This window comes from Nakamurella sp. A5-74 (assembly GCF_040438885.1).
In the GTDB taxonomy this organism is placed as follows: domain Bacteria; phylum Actinomycetota; class Actinomycetes; order Mycobacteriales; family Nakamurellaceae; genus Nakamurella.
The window spans coordinates 4,300,404-4,313,388 of the sequence record NZ_CP159218.1 but is presented as its reverse complement, the minus strand read 5'-3'; the positions used below and the strand labels follow the sequence as shown (position 1 = coordinate 4,313,388).

Here is a 12,985-nt window from a genome sequence, read left to right as displayed (position 1 = left end):
GCGGATCCTGAAGGACCGTCGGTGGCGGCGCCTACGCTCGACGACGATGGCCACCGACCCGATCATGACCGCCGCAGCCGCCCCGTCCGCGCGGCCCAGGAGCGCGCTGCGGTTGACGCCCACCGCGGCCGGGCGCTGCCGGCGGCGGGTGCATCTGGACCATGCACCTGATGCGGCGCGGACCGCGCGGTCCGAGCCCGACGACGGGCTGAAGATGCGGCTGGCAGACATGGACGTGCACGCCGTACAGGTGCTGGAGGTGCTGCCCGCGTTCTCGGGCGGCTGGACACCGGACGATCCGACCCGGCCGGCGATCGTCCGGTCGCCCGTACTTCGGACGGCGACCCGGTTCGGGACTCCTGACCTGCTGATCTGGGACGGCGACGGCTATCTGCCGGTGCTGATCCGCGGCCACCGCACGCTCGACCCCGGCTCGGGTGCCCGGGTCTCGCCGGTGGGTGATCCGCTCCGGACGGTGGTCGATCCCGGTCGGCGGGCCCGCAGGCATCCGGGCGACGAGCTGCAACTGGCCCATCACCGGGCGATGTTGCGCGAGCTGGGCCTGGCGTCGTCGTCGTCCAGGGGTGGCGTCATCGCGCGGGGCTCGCCGTTCCAGGGCGGTGAACTCGCGGCGGAGCTGGCAGCTGCCGGCGTGCAGGGGGTCGACGACGGGGCCGTCGTGCTCTGGCACGACCTCGACACCGTCGAGCTGGACTACCAGCAACGCTTCGACGACCGCTACGCCGTGGCCACCGCGGCGCGGGCCGGTGGTGAGCTGGCCCGCCCGTCCAAGGTCGCGGAGTGTCGCCGGTGCCCGTGGTGGCCGGTCTGCGAGCCGGAACTCGAGGCAGCCCATGATGTCTCGCTGTTGGCGGCGGGAGCGGACGTCGAGGCGCTGCACGCGGTGGGACTGCGCACCCTGGACGACCTGATCGCTGCACCTGCCGAGGTGCTGGCGGACCTCAAGTTGACGGCGGTGCGGGTCGACGAACTCCGGGTGAAGGCACGTGCGCGGCTCCAGGGTCGGCCGCTCGTGCGACGCCAGCGAAGTGGTGAGGCACGTCGGGCCGACGTCGAGCTGGACGTCGACATGGAGTCCTATCTCGATCAGGGCGCCTACCTCTGGGGTGCGCTGTTGCAGGGGCGGGACATCGGGATCGAGCACGGCTACCGCGGGTTCGTCCAGTGGGACGAGCTGCCGGACGGCGGCGCTGCTGCCTTCGCAGAGTTCTGGGCCTTCCTGACGCTGGTGCGCGCGGCCTGCGCCGAGCGGGGGCTGTCCTTCGCCGCCTACTGCTGGTCGCGGACCGCGGAGGAGCGGTGGATGTACGCCGTCCCCGCCCTGTTCGGCGACCACTCCGGGGTGCCGTCGACGGACGAGGTGCGCGCCTTCTGCACCTCGGTGCAGTGGATCGACCTGTTCGCGGAGGTGAAGCGGGTCTTCGTGGTGCCCGGCTCCATGCGGCTCAAGGCGATCGCCCCGGTGGCCGGATTCCGCTGGCGGGACGAAGCTCCCGGTGGCGAGAACTCGATGGCCTGGTTCCGGGGCGCGCTCGGGCTCGACGAGGCCAACGGGGAGGTGGACGAGGCACTGAGATCGTCGCTGCAGCAACGGATCCTGGCCTACAACGAGGATGACGTGCTGGCGACCGCCGCCATCCGCCGGTGGATGTCCGGGCCCGGCCTCGAGCTGCCGACGGTGTCCGACCTGCTGGATCAGGCCCCGCCCCAGTAGCCGGACAGGCTTCCGGTGCCGGCGCGAGTGCCGGTCGAGCGAGGCGATCGACACCGGGCGTAGCTCCGCGTGCAGGCGCTCCACGACTCGGTCGAAGCACTGCTGACCGAGCAGGCCGCCACAGCGGTCCGGCTGCCGGCGCCCGGACCGACGCGCTCCACACTCCGGGGCGTCCCCGAAGCGTCGGCCTCGATGCCGACTGCGATCCGGACACTGGGTGGGCGTCTTCGTTCGCCCAGAACGTGGGGGTGTCAGCCGATGGGCAGTGGGCGCTCGCCCAGTCCGACCAGGGTCATCGTGAGCACCTCGCCGGGAGCGACAGGCGAAACGGTGCACGTCACGCCGCCTCCTGCAGTGCGGGCCTGCTGGTAGTCGGCTTTCCGAAGGGAGCCGCCGTCGTCGTAGCGGTAAGCAATCAGCTCGACCCGCAGTCGTCCGTTCGCAGACGGATCCTGCAGTCCGGTCAGCTCGGACACCAAGGCCCGGCAGGATTCCAGGCCTTCAGCTTCGCTCGGTCCCAGGTTGAACCCGTCAGCGACCATCTCGTAGCGGTGCGGCCCGCCGCAGGGGGTGAACTCGGTCGACAACGGCGCATCCGAGCAGATCGCGAACGGGTCGAACGCGGTGCCGCCTCGCGTCGCCGCATCCCGGGCGCTCTCGATGAGGGGCCGTGGCCGGAAGTTCTCGGTGTCGAGGCCCACCAGCACGCAGGCGGACCAGAGCTGACCGGCCGCGACCTGCAGCGGTGACGGGCCGAAGGTGTAGCTCATCGCCGCTGTTCGGGTCTGCCATGCCGTCTCCGACTTCAGGAATGGGCCGGCCGTCGCGGGAACACCCAGATAGCCCAGCGTCGGGGTCCAACAGTCGCCCTGTGCGTACGCGCGCTGGTCCTCGAGGGACGCCACCTCGCCTGCGCGGGCGCCCTGGCAGGGTCCGGAGACGAGCACCGGAACCTCACCCTCGTTCATCTGCTCCAGTACCTGATCGGTGTCCGGGATCGAGACGCAGTCGCCGATCTGCGGCGGTGGAGGCACCACCGCCACCCCGGACACCTGCCGTGCACGTCCGGCCGTCAGCAGCATCATCGCGATGACGGCGACCGCGATTACCGTGAGTCCCGTCAGTCGCCGCCGACCGGTGACGTCCTGGGGAGTGCCGTCGCGCAGCTGGACGATGGTGCCCTGCGTCGGCGTCACGGGATCGTCGTGCATGCCCCCATCATCCCGCTTGGCCCACGGCACCGCGCTGTGTCTGCTGACCCCGTTCCGGCGTCGGACGCGACCGGCCTCGCCGATCCTCGGCCACCTCCCGCTCCCGGTTGGTGACCCCGGGCACAGACCTTGCCCGCGGGCCCTGCGATGTGGTCTCATACTCCAGGTCGACTATTCCAGTTGGAATAGTCGGCGCCGAACAGATTCTCGGGAAGGGGTTTCGAGTGATGAGCAAGTTGCTCGACGCGCAGCTGAGTCCGTTGGCGATCGCTGCGCTCGCCCTCATCGACGAGGAACCACGTCATCCGTACGACGTGTACCAGGTGATGATGCATCGCCGGGAGGACATCCTCGTCAAGATCCGTCCCGGTTCGCTCTACCACGCCGTCGGGAAGTTGGCCGAGAACAAGTACATCGAGGAGATCGGTACCGACCGCGAGGGCAACCGTCCCGAACGGACGACCTACCGGATCACCAGGGCGGGCGGAGTCGTCCTGAGATCGACGATCGCCGACCGCCTGGCGAACCCGCGCAAGGAGTACCCGATCTTCCCGTTGGCTGTCGCCGAGGCGCACCATTTGGCGAAAGAGGATGTGCTGCAACACCTCTCGCACCGCCGTTCCGTCCTCGCCCGCGACCTGACCGAGGTCGAGGACATCTACCGACACGTGATCGACGACCGCGGCAAGCCTGCGCGGTACGTGCTCGACATCGACCTGATCATCCACCAGATCCGGGCTGAGATCGCCTGGGTCGACACCACCATCGCCGCCCTGCAGGACGGCCGTCTCGAATGGACCGCATCATGACCTCCACCGACACCTCGTCTGCCGACGCGCAGCGACCGACCGGCGAGCCGACCCTCACCACGCCTGCTGGGCCCGCCCCTGCGGTGACCGACTCCAAGCGGTGGGCGGCGCTCTGGGCGCTCGTCATCGGATTCTTCATGATCCTCATCGACTCGACCATCGTGTCTGTCGCGACGAATGCGCTGCTGGAGGAGGTCGACCCGAACCTGAACAACATCGTCTGGGTCACCAGCTCCTACCTGCTCGCCTACGTCGTGCCGCTGCTGGTGAGCGGCCGGCTCGGAGATCAGTTCGGGCCCAAGCGGATCTATCTGATCGGCCTGACGATCTTCACCCTGGCCTCGCTGGCTTGTGGGTTCTCCGGGACCATCGGCATGCTGATCGCCGCCCGCGCCGTGCAGGGCCTCGGTGCCGCCCTGATGACGCCGCAGACCATGGCCGTCATCACCCGGACCTTCCCGCCGCACCAGCGCGGAACGGCCATGAGTATCTGGGGATCCGTTGCCGGCGTGGCGATCCTGGTCGGCCCGTTGGCCGGCGGGGTGCTCGTCGACAGCCTTGGCTGGGAATGGATCTTCTTCGTCAACGTCCCGGTCGGGATCGTTGCGTTCGTGCTGGCCTGGCGGTTGGTCCCGACGCTGCCGACCCACCGCCACCGGTTCGACTTCCCGGGCATCGCGCTCAGCGGGCTCGGATTGTTGGCCCTGGTGTTCGGGATCCAGGAGGGTCAGAAGTACTCCTGGGGCACCATCGCCGGCCCGATCTCCGTCTGGTCGTTGATCATCGTCGGACTGGTCTTGCTGGTCGCATTCGTGTGGTGGCAGACCCGCGCGCCCGAGCCCTTGATGAGCCTCTCGCTGTTCAAGGATCGCAACTTCTCGCTCGCGAACATCGGCATCGCGACGATGGGCTTCGCCATCACCGGCGAGGCCATTCCGCTGATGCTGTTCGCGCAGAAGGCGATGGGTCTCACCCCGACCCGGGCAGCCCTGCTGTTGGTTCCGCTCGCCGTGACCGCCGGCGCGCTGGCCAGGCCGGTCGGTACGCTCACCGACCGTGTCCATCCCCGCTACCTGGCCGGGGCCGGCTTCGTCCTGACGGCCATCTCGATGTTCTGGCTCGGCGCCGTCGTCAGCCCGACCGCGTCCGTGATCGCTGTGCTGCTGCCGATCACCCTGATGGGCATCGGCAATGCGTTCATCTGGGCGCCGCTGTCGGCAACCGCGACCCGCAACCTGCCGATGCAGCTGGCCGGGTCGGGCGCGGGCGTCTACAACATGACCCGTCAGGTCGGTGCCGTGCTGGGCAGCGCCGCCGTCGGGGTGCTGATGCAGAACCGGATCGCGGCCCAGTTGAGTGCCGCTACCGGTGGTGGTGGCTCGGGCGAGTCCGTGCAGGCGAGCACCGGTCCGTTGCCGGACTTTCTCAAGGCCCCGTTCGCGGATGCCATGGGGCAGAGCATCTTCCTGCCGGCAGCCGTCCTGCTCGTCGGTGTCGTCGCGGTGCTCTGCTTCGCCGCACCGACGCACTCCCGCGCCGGTCAGGGCGCTCCGGCAGCGGCCGGTCACTGACCGGCTCGTCCCACTCGACCACTGTTGCCGCGCCCGGGTGACGGTGGTCGAGCGGTTCACGCATGCTGTTGTGCCCGGCGCATGCTGTTGTGCCCGGCGCATGCTGTTGTGCCCGGCGCATGCTGTTGTGCCCGGCGCATGCTGTTGTGCCCGGCGCATGCTGTTGTGCCCGGCGCATGCTGTTGTGCCCGGCGCATGCTGTTGTGCCCGGCGCATCCTGGATGGTCGTCTGCGGGCGCTGAAAGCCCGTTCGACGACACTTCGGAATGCGCCATGGGGTTGCGGCCGGTTCGTCACGTCCGCTCGACGTGAGAATGCCGACCCGGCGCCGGGAGCACGCATCCGTACCGATCGGCTGGGCGCTCACTGATGTCCCAGCCACCCGACGAGTGAACTCCGGACCGTCGATAACCCGTACGCGTGTCCGTAGGCGTAGACCTCGTGTGACGATCGACGCGCACAGCTTCCTTCCCGCTGCGGGGACGCTACGTCGGGCGCTGGCGACGACCGGGGGAGGGCGACGGGTGGACGAGCTGGTGCCGGCCGCCCCGGAGCTGTCCCCGGTGGCGGGCACCGAGCTGTCGTTCGCCGACTGGGTGCAGCCGCACTGGCAGGTGGTGCAACGATTCGCGGCCAGGCTGGTCCCGGCCGATGATCGGGACGACCTGCTGCAGGACGTCCTGGAACGGGCTTGGCGGAAGCGCCACACCTTCGATCCGGCACGCGGTTCCGCGCAGAGTTGGCTGCTTGCGGTGACCGCCGATCGTGCCCGCCGGTTCCGGGTGCGTGCACGACCTCCGGTTGCGCTCGATGACCGCCGTGACGCCGCCGCTCCGACGACAGATCGGGACGACGACCTGGTGCTCCGCGCCGCAGTTGCGCTGTTGTCCGATCGGCGGCGGCTGGCCGTAGAACTGCACTACTACGTCGGTTTGCCGATCGCCGAGGTCGCCGCGGTGATGGGCTGCGCCGACGGCACCGTCCGCGCGACCCTCGCGGCGGCCCGTGCTGAGTTGCGAACCACTCTGGCCGAGCAGGAATCCCAGGAGCGTGCCCGATGAAGTTCCGCGATCGTGATCAGGGCGAGCCCGAACTCCAGGATGGTCTTGAGGCGCGGTTGACGGCCGATGCCGAGTCCTGGCTGCGGGGGACGATGCCGTCGTTCACCGAAACTCCAGCCGCGCTGCCGCCCGGCACTGTCGATGCTGCGGCTACCGGCCCCGAACCGCTCGTCGAGCGGGATGACGATCTGACGAGCGAACCGTCGGTCTCCGCTCCGACCAGAGGCGCGTGGGCCAGGCGGGCGCCGTTGCTCGTGGCTGCTGCCGTCATCGCGCTGGTGGCTGCCGTCGCCATTCCGTTGGTAGCCAATCGGTCCCACACTGCTGCGCCGATTCCGGGTCGGGATGACGTCGGATTGACGACGGTGGCTGCTTCGGCGAGTCCCGTTGCCGCGCCGCGGTGCCCGGGAACCGATGGCGGCCCGCTCGTCGATGCGGGATCGATCGACCCGGCAGCCGGCTCGTTGGTCCCGGCCGAGGTGCCGATCTCGATGCTGATCTGCGAGTACCCGCTGCCGCTGCATCCCGAGCCGACGGACGCGACGCACAGTGTCGGCGCGACCGTCGCCTTCGACTTCCAGGACCTGCGGAGCTCCCGCACGATCACCGCCGGGCTGTCATCGGTGCCGGATGACCTCTCCCGATTCGCGCTCAGCACTGAGGAAGGCTGCAGTTTCTTCACGGCGGGCGGCCTGGGAATGTCACCTCCGTCGGGATCGGATTTCCGGGTGGCCCTGAACTATGCGACGGGCACCGTCTGGCTCGCAGATTCGACCGGACCCGACACATGCACGGTGGCGACGGGAAGCGTCGCGATATCGACCGGTTCGTACGCCGACTTGTTCGTGCGCTCCGTGACAAGCGGTACCTGGCAACCGAGTGACCGAGCGAGCGTCGAATGCCCACTGCAGCTCGACGCCAGCCCGTTCGCCGGCCCGGAGGCACTGCCGAAGCCCACGGTGGTCACCGACGGCCGGCTGGTTCCGACGGACACGCCCGCGGCCGTGGTGCTCTGCGGGTACGGGCAGGTCCAGCCGGAGAACCAGCCCGAGGCGAAGGATGTGCCCGAGTCCGACCTACCGATCGGTTTTATCCAGCAACGCTTCGAGCTGCAGGGTAACTTCGTGCCACTGGTCTCCGAATTGCGTTCTTCGTCACCGGCTGATCCGTCGAAGATGCGGTGTCCTCGTCGCACGGACACCCCGACTCCCCAACTGCTGGGACTCACCTACGGAAAGGGCGGCCAGCGGCGAACCCTCTGGGTCGACGCGCGCATCGGCGGCACCTGCGGCCTCGCAACGAATGGCCTCATCTGGGCACAGGGTGACCTTGCCGAGTCGGTGCGAAAAGCTCTGTACGGCACGCCGTGGCTGGGGCTGAGGGCCGTCGACCTGCTACCGGACATGCCTGGACCCATGCCGTCGGCGCCGCAGACCTCACCGTCGACGGACCTCACGACGTCTGCCGGAGTCGGGTCGCTCGACGTGTCGTCCGGCACTGCGCCGAGCTCGCTCTCGCCGCAGAACGAGGCGTGTGTCAATCCGCGATTTGCAGGAGAAGGGCTGGAGCGGACGATGATCCCGGCCGGGTACCGCTCGGTCTTCAACTGTGCTGACGGAGCCGTACAGATGCCGGCGGGCCTGGTGGACAGGATCAACGGTCTGTCCGAGCCGGTCGACGCGTCAGGCTGCCCGGACGGCGACAGCCTCGAGCTCGTTCAAGGGGCACCGTTCCTGGTGTTCCTGTACGCCGACCGCCCTCCGGTCCTGCTGAACTTCGTCGACTCCTGCGCACCTACGGTCGGCAACGGCGTGCGCAATGTCGCCGCTCCGGATGACGTCCTCGATCAGCTGCGGGAGCTCGCCGGCTACTGACCCGGCCCGGCAGCTCATCGGGTCGGCGTAAACACGCCGAACGGGCGTCGGGAACACGCAAACGAGCCGATTCGATGCCGGGCGCCCGGTGCTGGGTTCCTATCGTCGGGGATCTCGTCACGCTCGTGCCTCGCTGCTCGATCACCGGGTCCGGCGATGGGCTCAGCCTTCCGGGGATGTCGTCACGCTCGTGCCTCGCTGATCGATCAGCGCGGACTCACATGCGGTCGGGCGCCGAGATGCCGAGCAGCCCGAGGCCGGTGACGATCACCCGCAGCGTCAGGGCGCACAGGGCCAGGCGGGAGTCCCGGACCGCGGCGTCGTCGGCCTTGAGTACCGGGCAGCTCTCGTAGAACCCGGAGAACGCCTGCGCCAGCGAGAACAGGTAGGCGCACAGTCGGTGCGGCTCGAGCTGGTCGCCGACCTGGGCCACCACGTCCCCGAAGCCCAACAGTTCCAGGGCCAGCAGACGCTCGGCCGGCTGGACGATCGAGATCGGCCCGACCGCGGACTCGGGGGCGAGCCCGGCGTTGCGGAAGATCGACCGCACCCGGGCGGTCGCGTACTGCAGGTACGGCCCGGTGTTGCCGGTCAGCGAGACCATCCGGTCGAGGTCGAAGACGTACTCGGTGTCGTGCGCCACCGACAGGTCGGCGTACTTGATGGCGGCGATGCCGACCTGCGGCGCGATGGTGGCGCGCAGTGCCTCGTCCAGATCCGGTCGCGCTTCGTCGATCACCTTCCGGGCGACCAGGGTCGCCTCGTCCACCAACTCCATCAGCCGCAACGGGTTTCCCGACCGGGTCCGCATCAGCTTGCGGTCCGGTCCGAGGACGTTGCCGATCTGGACATGCACCACTTCGACCCCGTTCGGCAGCCAGCCGGCCTTGCGGGCGGTGTCCCACACCATGTTCAGGTGCAGTGCCTGCGGGGAGCCGATGACGTACAGGATCCGGTCGGCGCCGAGGTCCTGCACGCGGTACTTGATGGTCGCCAGATCGGTGGTGCCGTAGCCGTAGCCGCCGTCCGACTTCCGGATGATCAGCGGTACCGGCTTGCCTTCGCGCCCGGTGTAGCCATCGAGGAACACGCACAGTGCCCCGTCGGAGACCTCGGCGATACCGCGGGTCTCCAGCTCGTCACAGATCTGTTGCAGCACCGGGTTGTAGCGGGACTCGCCGGCCAGGTCGACGTCGGTGAGGGTGACGTCGAGCGCCGAGTAGATCCGGTTGAAGTACACCTTCGACAGGTCCACCAGCCCCTGCCACAACTGCAGGGTCTCGGCATCCCCGGCCTGCAGGGCCACCACCCGGGACCGGGCACGGTCGGCGAACGCGTCACCGCCGTCGAACTTGGCGCGGGCATGCTGGTAGAACGCGTTCGGATCGGTGTTCACCAGCCCGGCCTCGTCGGACTGGACGCCCACGTCCAGCAGGTGCTCGATGAGCATGCCGAACGGGGTACCCCAGTCGCCGATGTGGTTCTGCCGGACAACCCGATGCCCGAGGTGCTCAAGGGTCCGCGCCAGTGCGTCGCCCACGACGGTGGTGCGCAGATGCGCGGCGTGCATCTCCTTGGCGACGTTGGGAGCCGAGTAGTCGATGGGAATCGTCTTCGTCTGCTGCACCGGCACACCGACGCGCTCGTCGGCGGACTGGGTCGCCGCCTGGGCGGACAACCAGCCGTTGTCCATCGTCAGGTTGATGAACCCGGGACCGCTGATCTCGACGGCGCTGCACACCCCGGCGACGTCGAGCTGCGCGACGATCTTTTCGGCGACCACCCTCGGCGGGACACCCACGCGCTTGGCCAGGGCGAGCGCGACGTTGGCCTGGAGGTCGGCGAACTGGCTGGCGCGCAGTACCGGATCCGTGCCGAGGTACGCGTCGCCGAAGGCGGCGGCGATGGCGGTGGAAATCCTCGGCGTGAGCTCTGCGGCAGGTGTCGGCACGTGTCCAGTTTACGAGCGAGTACGAACCGGTTCGGACGTGAGAGCGGTTGTCGAGCCGACGGAGTCCCGTGTCGGCCGTCGCTCCGACCGTGAGGTCGCTCGAGGGGCGGGCCCGGTGGATCCGTGGTCGGCTGGTCGCGAACATCCGCCACATCCTGGAGGTCTGTGATGAGTCGACGTCATTCGGTGACGTTCCTGTTGGTGGCGCTGGTCTCGGCGCTGCTCGCCACCCTGCCCGGGGTCACGGCCGCATCCGCCGCTGTACCGGCCGCGACACCAGCTCACCGTCCGCCGATGCCGAAGCTGACGGTCGTCGCCTACAACATCCACCACGCGGTCGGCGTCGACCAGCAGCTCGACCTGGAGCGGATCGCCCGGGTGATCGAGACACAGCATCCGGACGTCGTCCAACTGTCCGAGGTCGACAAGTTCTTCGGCGACCGCAGTGGCAACCTCGACCAGGCCGCCTGGTTGGGTCAGAGACTCCGCATGCAGGTGGCCTTCGGCAGGAACCTCGACCTTGACCCGCTGACTCCCGGCGCACCGCGCCGCGAGTTCGGAACAGCGGTCCTGTCGAGGTTCCCGATCGTCTCGGCCCGCAACACGCTGCTTCCGCTCGCACCCGGGGGCGAACAGCGCGGGCTGCTGCAGGTGCAGGTACGCACCCCGTGGGGTCCGGTCCGGATCCTGGGCACCCACCTGCAGCACACCAGCACTCAGGAGCGGCTCGACCAGGTCGCGGCGATCAAGGAGCTGACGAAGAACTGCCTGCAGCCGACGGTGCTGATGGGTGACCTGAACGCCTATCCGGACAGCCCGGAGATGGCGAACCTGCTGGAGAAGTTCCGCGACAGCTGGCCGGTGGTCGGCCGTGGTGCCGGGTTCACCTTCGACTCCGACGACCCGAAGGGCCGGATCGACTACGTGCTGACCCGCAATCTGGTGTTCCCGTTGAGCGCCAGGGTGATCGCGACCCAGGCCTCGGACCACCTGCCGGTCCGCGTCGATCTGGCGTTCGTCCCCTGGCCGCTCCGCGGGTGCTGATCGCGACGGCGCCGGCGGTTCACCAGGGCTGGATGCCCTCCTCGTCCCGGAACGTGCCGCTCGGTCCGCCGGCGGGGAGGGTGGCCAGCTCGAGGAAGATCGCCGCGCCCTGCTCCGGGGTGCGGTGTCCCTGGTGACCGTTGAGGTCGGTCGCGACGTAGCCCGGGCAGCCTGCGTTGACGAGGATGTCGGTGCCGGCCAGTTCCTTGGCGTACTGGACGGTGACGGCGTTGAGATAGGTCTTGGTGGGCGAGTACGCCGCCGAGATCGGCCCGACCGCGTCCGCCTGCGCGGTCTGCAGGGTGAGCGAGCCGACCGTGCTCGAGACGTTGACGATGCGCGGCTCGGATGCCCGCCGCAGCATCGGCAGCATCGCGTTGGTGACGCGGATGACGCCGATGACGTTGACCTCGACGACGGATCGGACCTGATCCGGGCTCACCAGGGTGGGCTCCTGCGGCATCCCGCCGGTGATGCCGGCGTTGTTGACCAGCACGTCGAGTCCGCCCTGCTGCTCCAGCTGCGTGGCAGCGGCTGCCACGCTCGCATCGTCGGTCACATCGAGCGGAACGGCGAAGACGTCGTGCCCGTCTGCCTGCAGCCGGGCCACGGCGGCGCCCCGGCGATCGGCATCGCGCGCGCCGACGCCGACCCGGAAACCGCGACGGGCCAGGCCCGCGGCGATCTCGTAACCGATGCCCTTGTTGGCGCCGGTGACCAGAGCGATCTTCTTCGTGGGGGTGGGGTCTGTCGTGTTCACTGTCATGTTCCGAGTGTGGGCCGAGGGCTCCGAAGAGCGCCAAGACCGATCGGGTGTGCCTTGATACCGCAGCGGTATGACGGCAGGTCAGACGCGGCGTATCCTCGTCGAGGTGGAGACCCGGGAACTGCGCTACTTCGTCACGGTTGCGGAGGAGTCGCACGTCGGCCGGGCGGCTGATCGGCTGGGCATTGCGCAGCCGCCGCTGTCCCGGGCGATCGCTCAGCTCGAGCGCCGACTCGGAGCGCAGCTGTTCGTCCGCACACCGCGGGGCGTCACGCTCACCCAGCCGGGGGAGACGCTGCTGCGGGAGGGACGGGCCGCGCTGGCCGCGGTCGAGGCCGCCGAGCGTCGGACACGACGGAGCGCGGTCGGCGTCGGTCGGTCCCCGGTGATCCTCACCGCCAAGGCCGGTGCCTCGAGCGAACTGATGCTCAAGCTGCTCGACTCCTACGCCGGCACACCCGACGCGGTGGCGGTCGAGGTCCTGCTGAGCGCGCCCGCGCACCAGGCGCCGATGCTGCGCGACGGACGCGCCGATGTCGCGATCCTGCACCGGCCGTTCGACGACACCAGCGGATTCGACGTCGTCGAGCTGCAGGTCGAGGAGCAGGTGCTGATCCTGCCCGGCGGACACCCTGCGAGCAGCCGCAGCTCGATGACCGTTGCCGAAGCCACCTCGATCCCCGGCCTGCCGATGCCGCGCTGGCCCCAGCTCGACGGCAGCTACCCGGACGGGCCCGGTCCCGAGCTGCGGGACCTGACCCAGGTGCTGCAGCTGGTGCAGCTCGGGCGCACCGCCGTCGTGCTGCCCGACTCGGCCCGCGCCGACCTGCGCGGCGGGCTGACCGTCGTCCCACTGTCGGATGCGCCGCAGGTCACCACCGTCCTGGCCTGGCCGCCGCACAGCACGTCGCTCGCCGTCGCCGGGCTGGCCCGCACCGCCGCCGAACTCTGATCATCAGCGAC

At 69.3% G+C, this 12,985-nt stretch carries 10 protein-coding genes; 7 read left to right on the top strand and 3 right to left on the bottom strand.

Annotated elements, in window-relative coordinates:
* The first annotated feature begins 46 nt into the window (after window positions 1-46).
* A complete protein-coding gene (locus ABLG96_RS19770; RefSeq protein WP_353649024.1) occupies window positions 47-1,735 on the top strand; it encodes a TM0106 family RecB-like putative nuclease in 1,689 nt (562 codons plus the stop codon).
* A 251-nt stretch (window positions 1,736-1,986) separates the two neighbouring features.
* Here ABLG96_RS19770 and ABLG96_RS19765 read toward each other — a convergent pair whose 3' ends face one another.
* Window positions 1,987-2,946, bottom strand: coding sequence for a hypothetical protein (locus ABLG96_RS19765; RefSeq protein WP_353649023.1), 960 nt, complete (start codon window positions 2,944-2,946; stop codon window positions 1,987-1,989).
* A gap of 227 nt (window positions 2,947-3,173) precedes the next feature.
* Here ABLG96_RS19765 and ABLG96_RS19760 point away from each other — a divergent pair, with 227 nt between their 5' ends.
* From ABLG96_RS19760 to ABLG96_RS19745, 4 genes are all read left to right on the top strand, one after another.
* Window positions 3,174-3,755, top strand: a complete 582-nt coding sequence (locus ABLG96_RS19760) for a PadR family transcriptional regulator (protein ID WP_353649022.1) — start codon at window positions 3,174-3,176, stop codon at window positions 3,753-3,755.
* Window positions 3,752-5,326: a DHA2 family efflux MFS transporter permease subunit gene (locus ABLG96_RS19755; protein ID WP_353649021.1), complete on the top strand. Its 1,575-nt coding sequence runs from the start codon at window positions 3,752-3,754 to the stop codon at window positions 5,324-5,326. The genes ABLG96_RS19760 and ABLG96_RS19755 overlap by 4 nt, the downstream gene beginning before the upstream one ends.
* A gap of 443 nt (window positions 5,327-5,769) precedes the next feature.
* Window positions 5,770-6,387 carry an RNA polymerase sigma factor gene (locus tag ABLG96_RS19750; RefSeq protein WP_353649020.1) on the top strand — a complete coding sequence of 206 codons (618 nt, stop codon included), beginning with the start codon at window positions 5,770-5,772 and terminating at the stop codon, window positions 6,385-6,387.
* Entirely contained in the window at window positions 6,384-8,261 is a 1,878-nt protein-coding gene (locus tag ABLG96_RS19745; protein WP_353649019.1) for a hypothetical protein, read from the top strand. The genes ABLG96_RS19750 and ABLG96_RS19745 overlap by 4 nt, the downstream gene beginning before the upstream one ends.
* A 217-nt stretch (window positions 8,262-8,478) precedes the next feature.
* Here ABLG96_RS19745 and argS read toward each other — a convergent pair whose 3' ends face one another.
* The gene (gene argS / locus ABLG96_RS19740; protein WP_353649018.1) at window positions 8,479-10,212 is read right to left on the bottom strand and encodes an arginine--tRNA ligase; all 1,734 of its coding nucleotides are present in this window, start codon (window positions 10,210-10,212) and stop codon (window positions 8,479-8,481) included.
* 168 nt (window positions 10,213-10,380) lie between these two features.
* Between argS and ABLG96_RS19735 the strand changes: the two genes are divergently transcribed.
* Window positions 10,381-11,256: an endonuclease/exonuclease/phosphatase family protein gene (locus ABLG96_RS19735; RefSeq protein ID WP_353649017.1), complete on the top strand. Its 876-nt coding sequence runs from the start codon at window positions 10,381-10,383 to the stop codon at window positions 11,254-11,256.
* Window positions 11,257-11,275: 19 nt separating this feature from the next.
* Here ABLG96_RS19735 and ABLG96_RS19730 read toward each other — a convergent pair whose 3' ends face one another.
* Window positions 11,276-12,022 (bottom strand): SDR family oxidoreductase, encoded by a 747-nt coding sequence (locus ABLG96_RS19730; protein WP_353649016.1) that lies wholly within the window; start codon window positions 12,020-12,022, stop codon window positions 11,276-11,278.
* Window positions 12,023-12,128: 106 nt separating this feature from the next.
* On the opposite strand from ABLG96_RS19730, the gene ABLG96_RS19725 reads away from it, so the two are divergent.
* Complete coding sequence (locus ABLG96_RS19725) at window positions 12,129-12,974, top strand: LysR family transcriptional regulator (RefSeq protein ID WP_353649015.1); 846 nt, start codon at window positions 12,129-12,131, stop codon at window positions 12,972-12,974.
* Window positions 12,975-12,985 lie beyond the last annotated feature (11 nt).